Source organism: Myroides profundi (assembly GCF_000833025.1).
GTDB lineage: Bacteria > Bacteroidota > Bacteroidia > Flavobacteriales > Flavobacteriaceae > Flavobacterium > Flavobacterium profundi_A.
Map to the genome: position 1 here is coordinate 3,730,482 of NZ_CP010817.1, position 21,282 is coordinate 3,751,763.

Genomic DNA, 21,282 nt, shown 5'->3' on the forward strand with positions numbered 1-21,282 from the left:
TCTTTTAGAACTAGCAAATAATACAATACTAGGAAGAAATATAAGTAAGTTATAATAGATTATTCTATCTTCGTTTTGACCATTTCTAAAAAGTCTAACACTACAGGTGCTATCATTCTTTCTAAGAACTTTGTGTCTATCACAGTAGCATTCACGATATCTTTTATCTCTTCTCTAGATACAGCATAGTATGCAAAGCTCTCTACATAATCAGGTGGTATCTTATAATACTCAACTAATCTTTCTTCATCTATCACTCTTAATAGTTTATTGACCCTAAAGCCTTCTCTCTCATACGCGAGATTCTTCTTAAGCATGGCAGTCCTACCTGATAACAAATTCACTAGTGGATCTAATATTCCAGTGGTAGCAGTCCTCAGCTTTCGTTCTGCGGGGGTATATCTCTTGGTATACTTATTCGTAAAGCCTAGTGCGCCAGCATCTATCTTAGTGATCAGAATCTCGTTTAATCTCGTGCTTAAATCAGGCAAGGGTTCTAATGGGAATAAGAGAACACCTCTTTTAGTATCTCCTTCTGCTACGATATAAGTATACTCTATGTGATATACGCTACTAAATCGTATAGTATCTCGTGGCTCTCCATATATCTCAAAATAACCTTTCTTATCCGCTAATGTCGTTTTGTCTCTATTGATATTAGTGACCACAGTCCCATCTAACTCTCCTCCACGAGTGACTAGCTTACCACTTATCATCCCGCCTTGTTCTTGAGCCCAAGCATGTCCTATCCCTGCTAACAATAGCAATAAAGTCAATAACTTCTGAATTACATTCATTATAATACTTCTATTTATCAGAAGATAATATTCTACAATAACCACCTTATTTATACAATCCTAAATAAGGCATATTATACCTATTATATTTCTTCTCCTTTTTTATTTTTAATCATTTCTAAAAACTCAAACACCACAGGCGTTAGATCTCTTTCTAATTCTTTTAGATCAACTATTGTAGCATTAAGCAAATCTTTGATTCCTTCTTTTGTTACTGCATAATACGCAAATCCTTCTACATAATCTACAGGTATCTGATAATAATCTACTAATCGCTCATTCGTAATTGTCTCTAACAGCTTCTCTACTCTGTGGTCTGTCTTCTCATAAGCTAGGTTCTTCTTTAGCATACTCATTCTCCCTGACAACATATTGATAAAGGGGTCTACTGGGATCATTCCTCCCCCAGTTTTAGCAGTTCTAAGCTTGCGTTCTGCAGGAGTATACCTCCTTGTATACTTATCTGTAAAGCCTAGTGCATCACTATCTATCTTCGTGATGACAATCTCGTCAAGTCTATTGATACTGTATAGAGGTTCTAGAGGAAATAGCACAGGGCTACGCTTGATATCAAATTCGTTGACTACATACTGATATTCTGTATGATTAGGGCTGATAAATCTTATCGTATCATTAACGTGACTACGGATAGAGAAATACCCTTTGTTATCAGATAGTACAGAAATCTCTTTTGAAGTATTTAGAATAACTATTCCTTCAAATATTCCGTCTCTAGTCACAATCTTTCCATTAAGAACGGATGGGGAGTCCTGAGCAAAACAAATACTGCTTATCATAAGCAGGATTATACTCAAGGCGTTTTGAGCATGGTTCATGATAGTGTTTTTTAGTTAGGTGAACATTTGCAGGTGAAAAGGCAAATGTTCTATTTAAACGACTTATTTTTACAAAAATTATTTATCCACATGAAAAATCTAATTATTGCGAGTACTTCTACCATATATAATGGAACTTATCTAGAGTACTTATTACCAACTTTAAAAGAACATTTTAAGAACATATCTACTTTATTGTTTATCCCTTATGCACGTCCAGGAGGCATCACGCATGATCAATATACAGAAAAAGTAAGAACCGCTTTTGCTACTATCAATATTGATGTCAAAGGAATACATGAGTACACTAACCCTGTAGAAGCTGTACAACAAGCAGAGGGAATCTTCACAGGAGGAGGAAACACCTTCTTATTGGTACAACAACTCTATAAAAACAATGTTCTTAATACGGTAATAGATGTAGTAAATAATGGAACTCCATATCTAGGATGTAGTGCAGGAAGTAATATCTGTGGGCTTACAATGGAAACGACTAATGATATGCCTATCGTATACCCACCTTCATTCAAGACATTTGGTTTTGTACCCTTTAATCTAAACCCTCATTATCTAGATCCGATCGAAGGCTCTACTCACATGGGAGAAACCAGAGAAACACGTATCAATGAGTTCCACGCTTTTAATACACAACCTGTAGTAGGACTTAGAGAAGGTAGTTGGTTAGAAGTAAAAGGAGACCAAATCACGCTAAAAGGTGAATTAGACGCTAGAATATTTGAACAAAATAAAGAAGCTTACGAAGTAAAAACGAATACAGACTTAAGCCATCTTAACTAAACAAAAAAAGCCCTAACAAATGTTAGGGCTTTTTTTATAGAGCGGAAGACGAGGCTCGAACTCGCGACAACCAGCTTGGAAGGCTGGAGCTCTACCAACTGAGCTACTTCCGCAGATGATGTTATTTTAAAACCTACATCGGGTTTATAGAGCGGAAGACGAGGCTCGAACTCGCGACAACCAGCTTGGAAGGCTGGAGCTCTACCAACTGAGCTACTTCCGCAGACGATGTTATCTTAAAACCTACACCGGGTTTATAGAGCGGAAGACGAGGCTCGAACTCGCGACAACCAGCTTGGAAGGCTGGAGCTCTACCAACTGAGCTACTTCCGCAGACGATGTTATCTTAAAACCTACACCGGGTTTATAGAGCGGAAGACGAGGCTCGAACTCGCGACAACCAGCTTGGAAGGCTGGAGCTCTACCAACTGAGCTACTTCCGCAGACGATGTTATTTTAAAACCTACATCAGGTTTGCAGAGCGGAAGACGAGGCTCGAACTCGCGACAACCAGCTTGGAAGGCTGGAGCTCTACCAACTGAGCTACTTCCGCTTTTGTGGATGCAAATATAATGCTATTTTTAATTTTGATGCAAGCATTTTTGTTGATTTTTTTAAAATAATTCTACAACTAAATGTTTTCTATCATAATATCAAATAGATGCAAAAATGAATACCCTATAAAAAACACCTTATATAGACGCCATATAAATAATTAAGAAACTTTTAAGTTTGGTTGGTTCGGTAATTACAAAACTAACTGTATATTTGCCTCTCTCAAAACATTAAAGTAAAATGCAATACGACCAAGATTTAGTAGACTTATTCCAAGATTGTTGCGCTCACCATGAACTGGTGCACCATTTCTCACCATTGACTGCACAGATTTATACATATATTATGTTTAATAATAACAGAGATGGCGTGACTTTTGATGAATTAGTTGAAAAATTAAATGCAAGTAAAAGTTCTGTTTCTACAAGTTTAAATCTACTGATCTCAAATAATCAGATTGAGCATTTCAACAAGATTGACGAAAGAAAGAGATACTTCAGACTAAATCCTAACTACATGACTCTTAGATTACAAATAATCAGGGATGTATTAGAACGCGAGCATGCATTATGTCTTAAAATGCGTAAATTCGTTGAGGAAGGTATTTTAAAAACAGACAATTGCAATAATAAAGTAGAACTTTATATAGAGCATTTATCAAAAAGTAAAAACCATTTAGCAGATACAATAGAAAAATTAAAAAGTACAAATTAAGTAATTATATGAAACGTTATTTACAATCGATCACTTTCGCTGCAATCGCTATCACTGTAGCGTCATGCGGAAACAAAGATCAACAACAAGGAGGGCCTCAAGCATTACCTTACAAAGTAATCGAAGTACCTACTCAAAATGTAACAGGTTATAAAAACTACCCAACTAACATTCAAGGGAAAGTTGCTAGTAGCGTTCGTGCTAAAATAGCTGGATACATTCAAGAAGTTTATGTAGACGAAGGGGCTATCGTTAGAAAAGGACAACCTCTATTCAGACTTGAGACTAACACTTTAAACGAAAGTGCTGATGCAGCTAAAGCAGCAATCAGAACAGCTGAAGCTCAAGTAAATGTTGCTCAAGTAAACGTTGACAAATTGGTGCCTTTAGTAAACAAAGGGATTATCAGTAAAATCCAGTTAGAAACTGCTGAAGCTAACTTAGCTAGTGCAAAAAGCCAAGTAGCTAATGCTAAGGCACAACACAAAAGTATAGTTGCTAATATTGACTACGCTGTAGTAAAAAGCCCTATTGACGGTATTGTAGGACAAATTAACTTCCGTGAAGGAGCACTTGTTAGTCCAAGTGACCCTCAACCATTAACTGTAGTATCAGACGACAGTGATGTGTTTGCTTACTTTACTCTTAATGAAAAAGAGTACTTCGATTTCTTAGAGAAAATAGAAGGAAAATCATTAAAAGAAAAATTAAGTCACTTACCTACTGTAAAATTACAGTTAGCTAATGGACAAATATATGAGCAAGCAGGAAAGATCGAAACTATCTCAGGGCAGATTAATCCAACTACTGGAACAGTACAGTTAAGAGCTGCTTTTAATAACCCTAACAGATTGCTAGCAAATGGTAATAGTGGTACATTATTACTTCCTAATGAATATACTAATGTATTAGTAGTTCCTGAATCAGCTACATTCGAACAACAAGGTCAAGTATATGTGTATACTGTGGCAAACGATACAGCTAAGGCTACTAAGATCGAAGTAATCGATAGAATCAATAAGTTGGCAATCGTAAAAGAAGGTGTCAAAAAAGGAGAAAAAATCATTGGAACTGGATTAGGTACATTACGTAGTGGATCACCAATTACTCCAGTACCAGAGAAATTTGAAAAAATTAACGAAGACATCAAATCAACATTCTAAAGTATGTTAAAAACATTTATTGAAAGACCTGTACTATCTACAGTTATTTCTATACTTATAGTAATACTAGGGGTACTGGGCTTAACAGTACTTCCAGTGACGCAATACCCAGATATTGCTCCTCCTACTGTACAGATTGCAGCTTCATATCCTGGAGCGAATGCTGAGACAGTAATGCAATCTGTAGTTATTCCTATCGAAGAACAGGTGAACGGGGTTGAAAACATGGACTATATTACCTCTACAGCATCGAATGATGGTAGTGCTAGTATACAAGTTGTGTTTAAACAAGGAGTTGACCCAGATATCGCTGCTGTAAACGTACAAAACCGTGTGGCACGTGCTACACCACTTTTACCTGCAGAGGTAACACGTTCAGGGGTAACTACTCAGAAACAACAAACGAGTGCATTAATGTTCTTGTCTTTCTATTCGACAAGTCCTAACTACGATGCTATCTACATCCAAAACTACATGAATATTAACGTTATTCCTGTACTTAAACGTGTAAGTGGTGTTGGAGATGCAACAGCATTTGGTTCTCGTAACTATTCTATGCGTATTTGGATTGATCCAGCTAAGATGAAAGCTTATGGATTAGTTCCTTCTGACGTAGTAAGAGTACTAAACGAACAAAGTTTAGAGGCTGCTGCTGGTCAATTAGGTGAAAACAATGCTGAAGCATTCCAATATGTAATTAAATATAGTGGTAAATATAAAACTCAAGACCAATACGAAAATATCGTAGTAAAGTCATTGGGTAATGGACAAGTACTATACCTTAAAGATGTAGCTAAAATAGAATTAGGCGCAATGTCTTACGTAGGTAGTTCTGAACAAAATGGTAACCCTGCAGTAGCAATGGCTATCTACCAAACACCTGGTTCTAACGCTCAAGAAATTATTCAGAACTTACATACTGAACTTGAGAATATGAAGACTACGTTCCCTGATGGTATTAACTATACAGTACTGATGGATACGAACGAATTCTTAGATGCATCTATTAGTAAAGTAATCAGTACACTTATAGAAGCATTCTTACTAGTATTCGTAGTGGTATATATCTTCTTACAGGATTTCCGTTCTACGTTAATTCCTTTGATTGCTGTACCAGTTGCTATTGTAGGTACATTCTTCTTCCTAAGTGTATTCGGGTTCTCAATTAACTTGTTAACACTGTTTGCTCTTGTACTGGCCATTGGTATTGTGGTAGATGATGCCATCGTAGTGGTAGAGGCCGTGCACGCGAAAATGGAAGAGACAGGCCAAGATGCAAAAGAAGCGAGTTTAAACACCATGAGTGAAATCTCAGGTGCTATTATCTCGATTACATTAGTAATGTCTGCTGTATTTATACCTGTAACCTTTATTCCAGGTCCTACGGGAGTATTCTATAAGCAGTTTGGTATTACACTTATTGTTGCGATCTTAATCTCGGCTGTTAATGCCTTGACATTGAGTCCAGCATTATGTGCTTTATTCTTAAGACAACATGATCACCACGAAGGAAAGAAAAGAAACTTTGTTCAACGCTTCTTTGATGCATTCAACGTTGCTTTCAACAAATTAACTCACAAATACGGTAACTCATTTAAGTTCTTATTAAAACATAAATGGACTACGTTTGCAATCTTACTTGCGTGTTTAGGTATCACATATTATGCTGCTAAAACAATGCCTAGTGGATTCGTACCTAACGAAGACCGTGGATTCATCATGGGTAATATCGAATTACCTGCAGGTGCTTCTCAAGACCGTGTAACGAGTTTACAACAACAGTTCTCTAAAGTAGTACAGCAAATCCCAGGAGTAGAAGGGGTAACTATCGTATCAGGATTCTCATTCATCAACGGACAAGGTTCTAACTACGGTATGGCGATGATTAAGTTAGATGACTTTAAAGATAGAACTACACCAGAATTAGCTACTGATGCAATCATTGGTAAACTGTTTGGTATCGCTGCTACACAGTTCCAAGATGCTAGAATGATTTTCTTCCAACCGCCAAGTATACCTGGTTTCGGTATGTCTTCAGGTTTTGAGATGAAATTATTAGATAAAACTGGAGGTGCGCTTACTGACTTTGACCAAAAATCAAAAGAGTACTTAGGTGCATTAATGCAACGTCCTGAAATCTTATATGCTCAATCATCATTTAATACGAACTATGCTCAGTATGAATTAGATCTTAATATTCCTCGTGCAAAAGAATCAGGAGTATTAGTAAGTGATATTTTCTCTGCTCTTCAAGGGTATATCGGAGGTATCTATGCAGCTGACTTTACTCGTTTTGGTAAACAATACCGTGTAATGGTACAGTCTTTACCTGAGTACAGATCAGACAAAAATAGCTTAAACGAGATTTATGTAAGAACTGCTTCAGGAGAAATGGCTCCAGTAACTCAGTTTGTTGATTTGAAAAAAGTATATGGTCCACAGTCAGTGAACCGTTATAACTTATTTACATCTTCGAATATCACAGGAGCTCCTAAACCAGGATACAGTTCTGGAGATGCAATTAAAGCGGTACAAGAAGTAGCTGCTCAAACATTGAGCACTGATTACGGTATTGACTTTACAGGTCTATCTCGTGAAGAGATTAGCTCTGGTAACCAAACTGTGATGATCTTTGCTTTATGTATTATTTTCGTTTACTTCTTATTATCTGCTCAGTATGAAAGTTACTTATTACCATTGGCTGTAATCTTATCATTACCTACTGGTATCATGGGAGCGTTCATCGCACAGAAATATGCAGGATTAGAAAACAATATTTACTTCCAGATTGCACTGGTGATGCTGGTCGGGCTTCTTGCTAAGAATGCTATTCTTATTGTGGAGTTCGCTTTACAGAGACGTCAGCATGGAGAGTCGATAGCAGAGTCTGCAATCAACGGTGCTAAAGCTCGTCTAAGACCGATCTTAATGACCTCTTTTGCCTTCATTTTAGGTATGATGCCATTAGTATTCGCTAAAGGTGTTGGAGATGTAGGTAACAGATCTATTGGTACTGGTGCGGCATTTGGTCTATTGATTGGTACTATACTTGGAGTATTCGTAATCCCAGTACTTTACGCTATCTTCCAGTACATACAAGAAAAAATTAAACCGATTAAATTCGTAGAGCACAAGTCAGAATAATATGAAAAAACAAACTTTATATAGAGCTTTACCTATTGCTGTTTTAGCTGTTACTATGCAGTCTTGTATCGTATCTAAGAATTACGAGAGACCTGAAGTAACTAACGAAGCGCAATTCCGTACTGATAACATATCTCAAGATACTCTTTCTATGGCAAATATGTCATGGAAAGAGCTATTCTCTGATCAAACGCTTATTCAATACATTGAACACGGATTAGAGAACAACTTAGATATCAGAATCGCATTAGAGAATATCAATGCTGCTCACGCTTATATGCAACAAGGTAAATGGGGATACGCTCCTACATTAAACCTAGGTGCTAACTATACTCACTCAGTATTATCTAAAAACGGACCTCAAGGAATCGCTTTCGGAGATACTAGAGTTAAAAATGACATGTATGATGTTACAGGACAGTTCTCTTGGGAACTAGATGTATGGGGTAAAATCAGAAGTGATAAAAGAGCTGCAGGTGCTAGTTACCTACAAACTCTTTCTGCTCACCAGGCTGTAAAAACTCAGTTAATCTCTACTATCGCTACAACGTATTTTCAATTAGTAGCTTTAGATGAACAAAAACGTGTAACAGAACAAACTATCGTAAACAGAACTAACAGTTTAGAAACAATTGAAGCTTTAAAAGAATCTGGACAAGTGAATGAGGTAGCTGTTAAGCAAACTCAAGCACAGTTATTCAATGCAAAAGCTCTTTTAGTTGATCTTGAAAACAATATCAAACTAACAGAGAACGCATTCAGTATTCTATTAGGTAATAATCCTGGTACGATCACTAGAGGAGAACTTAAGAGTCAAAAACTTAATGCAGACCTTTCTGTTGGTGTTCCACTTCAATTATTAAGCAATAGACCTGATGTAAGAGCTGCTGAGTATGGATTAATTAACGCTTTTGAAATGACTAATGTTTCTAGAGCGAACTTCTATCCTGCTTTCAGACTTACAGCTAATGGTGGTTTACAGAGTTTAGATTTTGATAACTTATTCAATACAAGCTCTCTATTTGCAAACTTCATCGGTGGTTTAACTCAACCTTTATTAAATGGTAGAAAAGTTAGAACGGCACATGAAGTAGCTAAAGCAAAACAAGAATCTGCTTACCTAAGTTATAAACTATCTATTCTTAATGCATCAAAAGAAGTTTCTGATGCATTGTATACTTACCATAGTTCTTCAGATAAGTTAAAACTTAAAAAGCAAGAATACGAAGCATATAACCTAGCTACTGAATACTCAGAAGAGTTATTAGTACAAGGTATGGCTAACTACCTAGATGTATTGACAGCTAGAGAGAGTGCACTTGCTGCAGAATTAAGTTACATTAATACAGAATTAGCACAACTTACCTCTATCGTACAGCTTTATAGAGCTGTCGGAGGTGGTATAAAATAATTTTATAGTTAATTGTTATTCATTAAAAGAGAGTAGTTATTTAGTTAACTACTCTTTTTTTATACATTTGACTTATGAATATCTCTAGATTACTTCTTCCTCTTCTTTTTCCAAAATACACTTGGAAAAGGCCAAATACTCAAAAGCACATTTACTTAACTTTTGACGATGGCCCTATACCCGAAGTCACAGAATGGGTATTAGATATACTGAAGCAGTATCAGGTAAAAGCTACATTCTTCTGCATAGGTGATAATGTAAGAAAACACCCTGCTATATTCAATAGAATCTTACAAGAAGGACATCAGGTAGGAAACCATACTTTTAATCACTTAAATGGATGGAAAAATGCAAATGAAGTATATATAAACAATTTTTACTTATCAACGGAAGAAATGTCTAAACACACTAGCTTTGAGAACAGAACACGCCTATTCAGACCTCCTTATGGTAAAATAAAAAAGCAACAAGCTAAAACTGTAATATCTGAAGGATATGAGATCATCATGTGGTCAAATCTTACCAAAGATTATGATAAGAACACCACTCCTGAACAATGTTATAAAAGAGCCATAAAGAATATGGCTCCTGGAAGTATTATTGTATTTCATGATAGTATCAAGGCTAGTCATAATTTATACTATGCCTTACCTAAGACTATCGACTACTTATTATCTAAAGGGTATACCTTCTCTACGTTATAGTGTCTTAGTGACATTGATAAGAGAGTTTGCATCCATAACACCACTTTGGCGCCAGATCATACTACCTCTTTTATACAGCATCATAGTAGGCACTTGCTTTATTCTTAAAGCCTCTACTAATTCACCATTTTTCTCAACATCTATTTTTACTATACGCAACCTATCCCCCATGGCTGCCGCCACATCGATTAAGACAGGATTCATAGTAGTACATGCTTCGTTCCACTGTGCATAAAAGTGGATTAAAACAGGAACATCTGCTGTTACTAACTCTCCGAATTTTGACATATAATATAAATTAACTTTACTATAAACTTCTTTTAATATACAAAAATATCACTTTTTAGCAATATTCTTTACTTTTTTCGCCTTAATTCTATCACTGTGATCTCTGGCCAGATTCCTGTACGTCCTTGATAAGCATGATATCCAAATCCTCTATTTACATAAATATACTTACCCATCTTCTCATAAAGTCCTGCCCACTGCTTATACACGTACTGTATAGGACTCCATTTTATAAATCCAGGTATCTCTATACCGAACTGACTACCATGTGTATGACCTGCTAAAGTCAACTGAAAGTTCTTTTTATGTTCTAATATCTTAGCTTCCCAGTGTGATGGATCATGACTCATTAAGATCTTAAAGTCTTTAGAGCTCACTCCTTCTGTAGACTTATCTAAATCTCCTAGTTTCTGAAAGTGTCCACGTACTCCCCAGTTCTCTACTCCTACCACTGCTATACGTTGACCATCTTTCTCAAACCACACATGCTCATTTCTCAATAATCTGAAACCTAACTTTGGACTGATTTCACAGATACCCTTAAAGTTCTTTTGTCTCTCTTCTTCTGTATCCCAATGTGCATAATCTCCATAATCATGATTTCCTAATATAGAGTATTTCCCATACTTATAATGGCGTATTTTATTGAACACATCATACCACGGAATCATCTCATCTGCTAGACTATTCACTAAGTCTCCAGTAAATAACAGTGCATCTGATTCTTGACTATTAATTAACTCTACTGCATATCTAATCTTCTCTTCATTGTCAAAACTCCCACTGTGTATATCAGAAATATGAGTAAACTTAAATCCATCAAACGCCTCTGGCAAATCCTCAAACTCTATAATATTCTTTCTAACCTCAAATTTATATCTACCTATCGTGATACCGTGTAGCACAGAGATAAAAGGTATAGACGCTATCCCAAAAGCAAGATGAGATACAAACTTTCTTCGCCCTGGCACGAAAGATTCTATATCCTCTTTCTTTACTTTAACGCCTTTACTATAATTCCAGATACCTCTACCTATTCTTACTACATCCTCAGTAATTAGTAATATGGTAATAATCGCTTTAGGCAAATAGAATAAGATAACTAAAGCTCCTGCTACTAGCGACTGATGATTCCTAGCGTGATTGCGATCAAACTGTGAAAAACCATATATAATATATATAATACCCAATAAAGAGACCACCACATAGCCCCATCTCATTAGCTTATTTTTAGTCACCTGACGAACGGCCTGGAAACAATAAAACTCTATTATAATAAATACTAACAGTAATACTATAAATCTCCCCATTTCAATAATCTATAAATAACAAATTTAATTTTTTCCAAATGCTTTCAAAGTATCTTTAACAATATTTAATGATATTTATCAAACATCTAAATCACAAAACTTTGGTTCTCTCCTAAGTCCTACTACAAATTCATTATCTTTGAACTTATAAATAATTACCCTTAATAAAAAACCACATTATAGATGGCTAATAAAAATCGTCTTTTCTTACTAGATGCTTATGCTTTAATATTTAGAGGATACTACGCATTTATAAAAAATCCTAGAATTAACTCTAAAGGTCTTGATACCTCTGCTATTCTAGGGTTTATGAACTCACTAATAGACGTTATAAAAAGAGAATCTCCTGATCACCTAGCTGTTGCTTTTGACAGAGGTGGTAGTGATTTAAGACTAGATTTATTTCCAGAATACAAGGCTAATAGAGATGAGACTCCTGAAGCCATCAAAATAGCTGTTCCGTATATTAAGCAAATCTTAGAAGCCATGCATATCCCTATCGTAGAAGTTAGCGGATTCGAAGCTGATGACCTTATCGGAACATTGTCTAAACAAGCAGAGAAAGAAGGCTTCGAAGTATATATGGTGACTCCAGATAAAGATTATGCTCAGTTAGTATCTGAGAATATCTTTATGTATAGACCAGCTCGTATGGGGAATGGTATCGAAATATGGGGAGTAGACCAAGTAAAAGAGAAATTCGAAGTAGACTATCCAGAACAAGTGATAGACTTCTTAGGAATGATGGGAGATGCTGTAGATAATATCCCTGGACTACCTGGTGTAGGAGAAAAAACAGCAAAGAAATTTATCAAGCAATACGGTTCTATGGAAAACCTATTAGCCAATACACATGAGCTAAAAGGTAAAATGAAAGAGAATATAGAAGCGAATAAAGAGAAAGGATTACTTTCTAAAAAACTGGCTACTATCATCCTAGACTGTCCTGTACAATTCAATGAAAAAGACTATGTACTAGAATGTCCTGATATCGAGAAATCAGAAGCTTTGTTTATTGAACTTGAGTTCAGAAGAATGAAAGAACAATTCGACAAACTATTCAACAAAGGAAAAGAGGCTATCCCTACTCCAACAGCTACTGCTACAACTACAAGTGGAGCTGATGAACAATTCTCTCTTTTTGGAGATGATTCGAGTAATACCTTTTCTTCTACTGAAGCTTATTTTGGTAATCTAAATACAACTAATCACGTATACCAACTGTGTAATAGTGGTATGGCTATTCGTTTATTAATCCAAAACTTACTAAACCAAAAGTCAGTGTGCTTTGACACAGAGACGACAGGCCTAGACCCTTTTACAGCAGAGCTAGTAGGTATTGCTTTCTCTTTTGAGAAAGGGACTGCATTCTACGTACCTTTCCCAGAGAACCAAGACGAAGCAAAGGTGCTTGCACAGCAATTCGCTCCTTTCTTTGAAGCAGAAAATATTGAGAAAATAGGACAAAACCTTAAATATGATATCAAGATTCTAAAACAATATGACATTGTAGTAAAAGGTCCTCTATTTGACACGATGATTGCTCATTATTTAATTAATCCTGATATGCGCCATAATATGGACGTATTAGCAGAGACTTACCTTAAATATACACCGCAACCTATCGAAGAACTAATCGGTAAAAAAGGAAAGAATCAAAAGACTATGCGTGACATAGAAGCCGAGATAGTCAAAGAATATGCAGGAGAAGATGCTGATATCACTTACCAACTAAAAGAAACTTTTGCGCCTCAATTAGTTGCTACACATACACAAGAGTTATTTGACAATATCGAAATACCGCTAGTAAATGTATTAGCAGATATGGAGACAGAAGGTATACGCTTAGATACTGAATATCTAAAGTCGTTATCTAACACCCTTTCTACTGACATTAAGCTATTAGAACAACGCATATTCTTAGAAGCTGGAGAAGAGTTTAATCTTGCATCACCAAAACAATTAGGTGACATTCTATTCGAAAAACTTCAGATAGGAGGTCCTAAACCTAAGAAAACAAAAACAGGTCAATACGCTACTGGTGAAGAAATATTAAGTGACTTAGCACCTAAGCACGAGATAGTACGAGACATATTAGAATGGAGACAGTTAGTAAAACTACAAAATACTTATGTAGATGCACTACCTGACCAAGTGAATATAAAAACGAATAGAGTACACACAGAATATATGCAAGCTGTAGCTGCTACAGGTCGTCTTAGTTCTAACAACCCTAACTTACAGAATATTCCTATTCGTACAGAGAGAGGTCGTCAGGTAAGAAAAGCCTTTGTAGCACGTGATGAGAACTATGTACTACTAGCAGCCGATTACTCTCAGATAGAACTGCGCATTATAGCAGCACTAAGTCAAGAGCCTAATATGCTAGAATCGTTCCAACGTGGAGAGGATATTCACCGTTCTACTGCCGCTAAGGTATTCAATGTACCTTTAGAAGAAGTAACTAAAGAACAACGTAGTCATGCCAAGACTGTTAACTTCGGTATTATCTATGGAGTATCTGCTTTCGGACTAAGTAATCAGACTAATCTATCTCGCGCAGAGAGCAAGGAGCTAATCGATGCTTACTATGCTACCTATCCTAAACTGAAGAGTTATATCGCTACTCAGATAGATTTCGCTCGTGAGCATGGATATGTACAGACTATCTTAGGTCGTAGAAGATATCTAAAGGATATTCACTCTCATAATGCTGTCGTGAAAGGTGCAGCTGAGCGTAATGCTGTCAATGCTCCTATACAAGGTAGTGCGGCAGACATTATAAAAATAGCGATGATCAATATCAACAAGAAGTTGACTGCTGAGAATTGGAAATCTAAGATGCTACTACAAGTACACGATGAGCTTGTCTTTGATGCTCATAAAGAAGAACTTGAAGCACTGAAGACTATGGTCAAATCTGAAATGGAAAACGCTTATAAACTAGATGTACCATTAATAGTAGATCTAGGTACTGGTGATAATTGGTTAGAAGCACATTAATTAATAACATATAAACAAATCCAGTTAAACGAATATTTAACTGGATTTGTTTTTTAAAAAAGAGAATAACACAAGATATAAGCTCTAAGATATTACTCATATCCACTACAAGTTAACATATTGTATCAGTAACTAAGAAATCACCATAAACACAAAACGTTCTTCATACTTATCATAAGGACAATAAAGATCTCTATACTTCTTAAATTCTTCTTCAGTTAGCACACTATTGTATCTAAATGATTCTTCTCCTTTATAGTTATAAACGATAATCTCTTTACTTTCCTTAGAGTCTAAACTTTCTAAGAACAGAACTTGTTCAGTAGTCATATACTTACTATGACTACGTAGTGTTGCCTTATAATTATCCCAATATTCAGCTAACTCTATCTCATCACTTGGAACTTCTATTTCACTCAATTCATAAAGCATACGTATAAAGATATATTCATTAAGATTCTTTGCCAAATAAACACCTTCATCTTCAACATTCTCAACATATACTATGGGAATATCTTCACCAATCTGTCCATTAAAATAAAAACAATACAAATCATGTGCTCCAGTCATACCAAATGGCACTAACTTAATATCTGGTAATACATGACAATACTCATCTACACGATAAAACAACTCTAATTCTTCTTCAATAATTTCGGTAGAAAAATGCAATTCAAAATCATAACAATGTAGAAATAATGGAGGGTAATCCTTAATTTTGGGATACACTACAGTATTCCATCCCTCCGAAAGATCTCCATAACTAAACATACCATCTTCCCATAATTGGTAAAAAATGCGAGGGTATTTAAAGTCCCACTTCTTCTCTATATCAGTTAAAGTCATATTCATCTTTTTTGTTACACTCTTTTTTTATTTATGAAGACATTTTCGACTAACTCTTTAGTAGTCTTTATACTTCTCTTGTTCTATTGTATTTAAGATCTTTTATTAACAACGAATAAATTTAACAAAAAACAATAGATAATCTAATAATAAAATCCAACTAAACACTTCAATGACTCATACACACTTATCTCCTCATCAATACCTTCAAAGTCAACTCCTCTCTTATAAGAATTAAAAAGAAAACACTTAATATATTATATCTATTCTTAGTCATTGTTTTTGCACAACACTATCTATCACAAATTAGACGTTTATATCATATCAAAAAACAATTATAAAAACACATGAAAACTCTAGTAACCCTACTAGCACTTAGCACATTATTAAATATAGAAATATTCATAACGATAGGTCTTAGCCTAAGTATTCTGTCCATTTATTTATTTTCAGACCTAGTGACTAACGATTACTTTGATTGACAGGCAAACAAAAAATGAAAATATCAGAGAGCTAATCATCTGTATTATTAAACATTAGCATTTTATTACAATAAACATGTAATCTAGACCTAACTAAATTATTCTATATTTGCCCTAAACAAATATTAAGATAAACAAGATGAAAAAGTTACTAGGCAAAATAATGTTAGGAATCACGGGATGGAAATACGCTCCTAATAACTTTGACCCAAAAAAAGAAAGGAAGACTGTACTTATCTGTGTTCCTCATACTTCTAACTGGGACTTCTACTATGCATTAGCCTGCTTCTGGATTATGGGAGTACCTATACGTATGTTTATAAAAGATTATTATACTAAGGCTTGGTTTGGTTTTTTCTTTAAAGCACTTGGCTGTATCGGTGTAGATAGAACCAAAAGGCAAAATCTAGTAGAATACGCAGTCAATGTCATCAATACTACTGATGATATAGCGATCATCAATACTCCTGAGGGTACTCGAGGTTATTCTGACCAATGGAAACAAGGGTTTTATCACATTGCTAAATCTGCTAATGTACCTATCGTATTAGGATATGCAGATTATAAAAAGAAAGAATGTGGTATCATTAAACTTGTACATGTGGAAGATAAAACATTCGAACAAGTACTAGACGAAATCGGCCCTCACTATAATGCAGAGATGGCAAAGTATCCAGAGAACTACAATTCTAAATTATACTAAACAGCACTAAAGACAGAGTAAAGTCCTAAAAGAATATTCTAAAATATTTAGGTACTTCTCGTCTTCTATTACTCATCTATCACTTCGATAGCAGATAGATTTGGCATACGACCTTATTATTTCAATATTAAATCCGAAGTAACTCCGTTATTTTAATCGATATAACGGAGTCACTACGGACTCATAACGGACTCACTACGGACTCATTCAAAGCTAAGGCTGTCTCGTCCTACTATAACTGTACAGTTATAGTTAATAATCCTACTTAATACTGTACAGATTTTTATTAATCCTTTTATTACTGTACAGGTTGTTGTTTTTGTTTATTAGTCTTGTAATAATTCTTCCATCTCTTAGTTAGAATACCTGTCTTTAAATGAGCTTGATTTGGAGTTAACCTATCACAACTATCATGAGGTCTAATTTGGTTATAAGCTTCTATACTATTCTTAATTTTATCAATCGTTTTTTGATAACCTAAACTTGAATAGTTTAAATCAAATTCACCTTTAATTATACCATTTACACGCTCAGCTATTGCATTATCTCTTGGTTCACCACCTTGTGTTGTACTAATAGATATGTTGTTTTCTATCAGTATTTTAGTATAAACACTACTGCAGTATTGACATCCTCGATCTGAATGATGAATAAGTTTCTCTGTATAAATCCTGTTCTTTAATGCCATTTTCAAGGCTTGTAAGCATCCATTAGTGGTTAAATCTAAGCTAAAACTATAGCCCATTATTTTATGAGAATAAGCATCTGTGATTAAACTTAAATAGCCCCAAGTATTATTTAACCTGATATAGGTGATGTCACTTACCCAAAATTGTTCTGGTCTAGTAACTTTTACTCCATTATACAAGTCTAAATACTGTCCTCTCCAAGCTCTGGAGTCTGTTGTATATGCTTTGCGCTTTCGTTGCCTAACCAACATTTTATGACTGTCTAATAAATCAAACAGATAATCTCTTCCTACGCTTATATTGTGCGAACCTAAGCGTTCTTGTAACATATGTTGAAGTTTTCGAGTACCTACTCTTGGTAGAGTAGCTCTAATATTTAAAACTTCTTGAAGAATAATCTCATCTTTAATAGATTGACTTGCGTATCTGTCTATTGACTGATAATAAGCACTTCGAGTTTTACCAAACAGTTGACATATTTTTTTTATTCCCTTATTAGGGTATAAGAGTTTTACTTCTTCAACTGCTTGGAACCAGACTTTTTTCTGATATCAATATCCAAACTTTTCTCTGCTACATCTATCAATGTATTTAAAGCTACTATCTTAAATTGTGCCTCTGATAAAGCCTTTTTTAAAGCTTTAATTTCTAAAGATTCTGTATTGGATGTTTTTTCTTCCATAAGTGACGGAATAACAATTTCATTACAAATATCTATGTTTTTATTATAATTAACTAACAACCAGTTATTTATTGTACTTATACTTTCTACACCATACATTATACAGGCTTCTTGTGCTGTCATATGGTGTTCTGTAATACTATGAACTACTTGACGTTTAAGGCTTTCTGAATAAACTTTATTCTTACGTGTAGCATGATACTCGGGACTTGCATATTTCTTAACCCAACGATTTAGCGTAGATTTATTTAGGCTATACTCGCGAATTACCGAATTTTGACTTGCTCCATTCTCTATTTCTTGAACTATTTGTTCTATGAATTTTAAATGATAACGCTCTTTGTTTTTTGGTTCTCTTCCCATCTTTTAATGTTTTAAAAACTGTACAGTTTTTTTAGGACGGGTCAGGCGCACTCCTACTCTATCAAAAGTAAGAGGTAACCGAAGCAAAATCGTTAATCAAATGAATCACATATCTACCGCACTAGATTATGAATTTATCTTGATAGGACTAGTCCTTTCATCTACTATATAGACAACCTCATAATAGATCATTCGTTATACTAGAATATACAGTTCAAATCAGTTACTCTATTACAAAAACACCCTTTACTTATAAAAAACAAATATATTTTTATTGCGATAGAGCATACTTCTAAGTCTACTTAATCACAAACTCTACTTCTTTAGTAAAGCTACCGCTATCGTTACCTAGTTGTTTTGTAATTTTATAAGTACCTTTTTCATACTTTAATTCTTTTGTGAATAAGTTGATATCAAAACCAACTCCTTCACCTGGTCCGATAGGATGAATCATACGATCAAATCCTATTCCTTCCATATCCATCAGTTCCCAAGAATCTCCTTTAAGCACACTTATTGTGTAGTCAGATCCAGTGTTGATATCAGACGCAGACTGATTAGTTATCGTTAAGTGTATACTTTCTGGTACTTTATCGAAAGCTACTTGATCTAATACTAAGGTAACTTCATTACTCACTTTTTCAAGAGACTCTTTCTCTTTAGGAGCTTCAGTTACTACTTCTTCAATAACTTCTTCTTGTACTTCTGGTTCTTTCGCTTTAGGGCATCCAGCCATCATTAAAGCTAATGCTGCCATTACAGGCAATGTGATCTTTTTGTTCATATCTTTTATTTTTATTTACTAATTTACTCAAAACAAATGATTTATAATTAAACAAATCAATGAATTTAGGTTTATAAACGAGTTGCAAAAATTACTGTCCTAAATCAGGTATTGGATATTGTAATGAGAGTAGCGATACAATTGTTAGTCAAACAATTGAGCGCCAATATTTTCTAAAAAAGGGAGTAGAAATTTGTAAAGTACAGAAATAATTGTACTTTTGCACTCCCTTAATTGGGAATGGAATGTTTAATTAAATACAAATTTATTGTGGAAAGTTTAAGCTACAAGACAGTATCGGCTAACAAAGCAACTGCTCAAAAAGAGTGGTTAATTGTTGACGCTGAAGGTCAAAATTTGGGACGTCTTGCTTCTAAAGTTGCAGTACTTTTAAGAGGTAAGCACAAAACAAATTACACACCGCACGTAGACTGTGGAGACAACGTAATCGTTATCAACGCAGAGAAAATCAACCTAACAGGTAACAAATTAGATGACAAGACTTACATCCGTCACACAGGTTACCCAGGAGGACAAAGATCATTAACTGCTAAAGTAATGCAACAAAAAAACCCTGCATTATTAATCGAGAAAGCAGTAAAAGGAATGTTGCCTAAAAACAAATTAGGAGCACAATTATTCCGTAATTTAAATGTTAATGTAGGTTCTGAGCACAAACATGAAGCTCAACAACCTAAGGCCGTTAATTTAAACGAAATTAAGTAATGGGAGTTATTCACAAAATCGGTAGAAGAAAAACCGCTGTTGCTCGTGTTTATGTTTCTGAAGGATCAGGTAACATCACAGTTAACAAAAAAGATTTTAAAACTTATTTCCCAACTGGTACATTACAGTACAAAGTATTACAGCCTCTTACAATGACTGAGAACGCTGAGAACTTTGACGTAAAAGTAAATGTATACGGTGGAGGAACAACAGGTCAAGCTGAAGCAGTGCGTATGGCTATCGCTAGAGCAATGTGTGAACTTGATGTTGAGAACAGAGCAGTTCTTAAACCAGAAGGATTATTGACTCGTGACCCTCGTATGGTAGAGCGTAAGAAATTCGGTCAGAAGAAAGCTCGTAAGAGATTCCAATTCTCTAAACGTTAATATTTATTTATTATTAAAAATCTGGGTTTTTGTTGCCCCACTTACAACATGCTGTAAGAGGTAGTTTAGCATCTAAATAATTGAGACCAATTTATTGCTACTCGATTATTGCTAAAGTAACAGAACGTAAACTATTAGAAAATGGCAAACAAAGTAGAAGTAAAAGATTTACTAGAAGCAGGTGTTCATTTCGGACACATGACTAGAAAATGGGATCCAAACATGGCTCCTTATATCTATATGGAGCGTAATGGTATTCACATTATCAATCTATATAAAACTGCAGCTAAAATAGAAGAAGCTAATGAAGCTTTGAAAAAAATCGCTGCATCAGGAAGAAAAATCCTTTTCGTTGCAACTAAAAAGCAAGCGAAAGACATCGTAGCTGAAAAAGCAGCTGCTGCTAACATGCCTTACATCACTGAAAGATGGCCAGGTGGTATGTTAACAAACTTCGTTACTATTCGTAAAGCTGTTAAAAAAATGGCTTCAATCGATAGAATGAAAAAAGACGGTACATTTATGACTCTTTCTAAGAAAGAGCGTTTACAAGTTGAACGTCTTCGTGCAAAATTAGAGAAAAACTTAGGTTCTATTGCTGACATGACTCGTCTACCAGCAGCTCTATTTGTTGTAGATATTAAAGCTGAACACATTGCGATAAAAGAAGCTCAAAAATTAAACATTCCGATCTTCGCTATGGTTGATACAAACTCTGACCCACGTCAAGTAGATTTTGTTATTCCAGCAAACGATGATGCTTCTAAATCAATCGATAAAATTTTATCATTAGTGACTTCTGCTATTATCGAAGGTAATGCAGAAAGAAAGTCTGAAAAAGAAGAAGCTACTAAAGTAGAAGCTCCTGCTGCTAAGGCATAATTTTTTAACAATATCA

At 35.0% G+C, this 21,282-nt stretch carries 19 protein-coding genes and 5 tRNA genes; 11 read left to right on the forward strand and 13 right to left on the reverse strand.

Annotated features, from left to right (window positions below; genetic code table 11):
- Positions 1-59: 59 nt before the first annotated feature.
- Positions 60-797, reverse strand: coding sequence for a hypothetical protein (locus tag MPR_RS16520; protein ID WP_041894488.1), 738 nt, complete (start codon positions 795-797; stop codon positions 60-62).
- Positions 798-880: 83 nt separating this feature from the next.
- The gene (locus MPR_RS16525) at positions 881-1,633 is read right to left on the reverse strand and encodes a hypothetical protein (RefSeq protein ID WP_041894490.1); all 753 of its coding nucleotides are present in this window, start codon (positions 1,631-1,633) and stop codon (positions 881-883) included.
- Positions 1,634-1,678: 45 nt separating this feature from the next.
- Here MPR_RS16525 and pepE point away from each other — a divergent pair, with 45 nt between their 5' ends.
- A complete protein-coding gene (gene pepE, locus MPR_RS16530) occupies positions 1,679-2,431 on the forward strand; it encodes a dipeptidase PepE (protein ID WP_041894492.1) in 753 nt (250 codons plus the stop codon).
- A 40-nt stretch (positions 2,432-2,471) separates the two neighbouring features.
- Here pepE and MPR_RS16535 read toward each other — a convergent pair.
- The 5 genes from MPR_RS16535 to MPR_RS16555 all read right to left on the reverse strand — a co-directional run bounded on the left by MPR_RS16535 (position 2,472) and on the right by MPR_RS16555 (position 2,984).
- Positions 2,472-2,544, reverse strand: a tRNA-Gly gene (locus MPR_RS16535).
- Positions 2,545-2,581: 37 nt separating this feature from the next.
- Positions 2,582-2,654 (reverse strand) — tRNA-Gly (locus MPR_RS16540).
- A gap of 37 nt (positions 2,655-2,691) precedes the next feature.
- Positions 2,692-2,764, reverse strand: a tRNA-Gly gene (locus MPR_RS16545).
- A 37-nt stretch (positions 2,765-2,801) separates the two neighbouring features.
- A tRNA-Gly gene (locus tag MPR_RS16550) sits at positions 2,802-2,874 on the reverse strand.
- A 37-nt stretch (positions 2,875-2,911) separates the two neighbouring features.
- Positions 2,912-2,984 (reverse strand) — tRNA-Gly (locus MPR_RS16555).
- 242 nt (positions 2,985-3,226) lie between these two features.
- On the opposite strand from MPR_RS16555, the gene MPR_RS16560 reads away from it, so the two are divergent.
- The 5 genes from MPR_RS16560 (at position 3,227) to MPR_RS16580 (ending at position 10,122) form a co-directional block, all read left to right on the forward strand.
- Complete coding sequence (locus MPR_RS16560; protein ID WP_041894493.1) at positions 3,227-3,700, forward strand: GbsR/MarR family transcriptional regulator; 474 nt, start codon at positions 3,227-3,229, stop codon at positions 3,698-3,700.
- A gap of 8 nt (positions 3,701-3,708) precedes the next feature.
- Positions 3,709-4,863 carry an efflux RND transporter periplasmic adaptor subunit gene (locus MPR_RS16565; protein WP_041894495.1) on the forward strand — a complete coding sequence of 385 codons (1,155 nt, stop codon included), beginning with the start codon at positions 3,709-3,711 and terminating at the stop codon, positions 4,861-4,863.
- Between the two features lie 3 nt (positions 4,864-4,866).
- Positions 4,867-8,007 carry an efflux RND transporter permease subunit gene (locus tag MPR_RS16570; RefSeq protein ID WP_041894496.1) on the forward strand — a complete coding sequence of 1,047 codons (3,141 nt, stop codon included), beginning with the start codon at positions 4,867-4,869 and terminating at the stop codon, positions 8,005-8,007.
- A gap of 1 nt (position 8,008) precedes the next feature.
- Positions 8,009-9,418, forward strand: coding sequence for an efflux transporter outer membrane subunit (locus tag MPR_RS16575; protein WP_041894499.1), 1,410 nt, complete (start codon positions 8,009-8,011; stop codon positions 9,416-9,418).
- Between the two features lie 74 nt (positions 9,419-9,492).
- Positions 9,493-10,122: a polysaccharide deacetylase family protein gene (locus tag MPR_RS16580; protein WP_041894502.1), complete on the forward strand. Its 630-nt coding sequence runs from the start codon at positions 9,493-9,495 to the stop codon at positions 10,120-10,122.
- Here MPR_RS16580 and MPR_RS16585 read toward each other — a convergent pair.
- The gene (locus MPR_RS16585) at positions 10,117-10,410 is read right to left on the reverse strand and encodes a thioredoxin family protein (RefSeq protein WP_006259726.1); all 294 of its coding nucleotides are present in this window, start codon (positions 10,408-10,410) and stop codon (positions 10,117-10,119) included. The two genes, MPR_RS16580 and MPR_RS16585, sit on opposite strands and share 6 nt — an antisense overlap.
- Before the next feature lie 68 nt (positions 10,411-10,478).
- Positions 10,479-11,720, reverse strand: a complete 1,242-nt coding sequence (locus tag MPR_RS16590) for a metallophosphoesterase (protein WP_041894503.1) — start codon at positions 11,718-11,720, stop codon at positions 10,479-10,481.
- 183 nt (positions 11,721-11,903) lie between these two features.
- Between MPR_RS16590 and polA the strand changes: the two genes are divergently transcribed.
- Positions 11,904-14,723 (forward strand): DNA polymerase I, encoded by a 2,820-nt coding sequence (gene polA / locus MPR_RS16595; protein ID WP_041894506.1) that lies wholly within the window; start codon positions 11,904-11,906, stop codon positions 14,721-14,723.
- 132 nt (positions 14,724-14,855) lie between these two features.
- Here the strand turns inward: polA and MPR_RS16600 are convergent, their stop codons facing one another.
- Complete coding sequence (locus MPR_RS16600) at positions 14,856-15,569, reverse strand: SMI1/KNR4 family protein (protein WP_139177178.1); 714 nt, start codon at positions 15,567-15,569, stop codon at positions 14,856-14,858.
- Between the two features lie 621 nt (positions 15,570-16,190).
- Between MPR_RS16600 and MPR_RS16605 the strand changes: the two genes are divergently transcribed.
- Entirely contained in the window at positions 16,191-16,754 is a 564-nt protein-coding gene (locus MPR_RS16605; protein WP_039328624.1) for a 1-acyl-sn-glycerol-3-phosphate acyltransferase, read from the forward strand.
- A 298-nt stretch (positions 16,755-17,052) separates the two neighbouring features.
- On the opposite strand, the gene MPR_RS16610 is transcribed toward MPR_RS16605, so the two are convergent.
- The 3 genes from MPR_RS16610 to MPR_RS16620 form a co-directional block, all read right to left on the reverse strand.
- On the reverse strand, positions 17,053-17,931 hold the full coding sequence (locus MPR_RS16610; RefSeq protein ID WP_041888823.1) for an IS3 family transposase: 879 nt from the start codon (positions 17,929-17,931) through the stop codon (positions 17,053-17,055).
- Positions 17,932-17,954: 23 nt separating this feature from the next.
- The gene (locus MPR_RS18225) at positions 17,955-18,488 is read right to left on the reverse strand and encodes a transposase (protein ID WP_052472632.1); all 534 of its coding nucleotides are present in this window, start codon (positions 18,486-18,488) and stop codon (positions 17,955-17,957) included.
- 298 nt (positions 18,489-18,786) lie between these two features.
- The gene (locus tag MPR_RS16620; RefSeq protein ID WP_041894512.1) at positions 18,787-19,272 is read right to left on the reverse strand and encodes an immunoglobulin-like domain-containing protein; all 486 of its coding nucleotides are present in this window, start codon (positions 19,270-19,272) and stop codon (positions 18,787-18,789) included.
- A gap of 270 nt (positions 19,273-19,542) precedes the next feature.
- Here MPR_RS16620 and rplM point away from each other — a divergent pair, with 270 nt between their 5' ends.
- From rplM to rpsB, 3 genes are all read left to right on the forward strand, one after another.
- A complete protein-coding gene (gene rplM, locus MPR_RS16625; RefSeq protein ID WP_025124595.1) occupies positions 19,543-19,998 on the forward strand; it encodes a 50S ribosomal protein L13 in 456 nt (151 codons plus the stop codon).
- Positions 19,998-20,384, forward strand: a complete 387-nt coding sequence (gene rpsI / locus MPR_RS16630) for a 30S ribosomal protein S9 (RefSeq protein WP_041894514.1) — start codon at positions 19,998-20,000, stop codon at positions 20,382-20,384. Before rplM ends, rpsI begins: the two co-directional genes overlap by 1 nt.
- A 141-nt stretch (positions 20,385-20,525) precedes the next feature.
- Positions 20,526-21,266, forward strand: coding sequence for a 30S ribosomal protein S2 (rpsB, locus tag MPR_RS16635; protein WP_006259733.1), 741 nt, complete (start codon positions 20,526-20,528; stop codon positions 21,264-21,266).
- Positions 21,267-21,282: the final 16 nt, after the last annotated feature.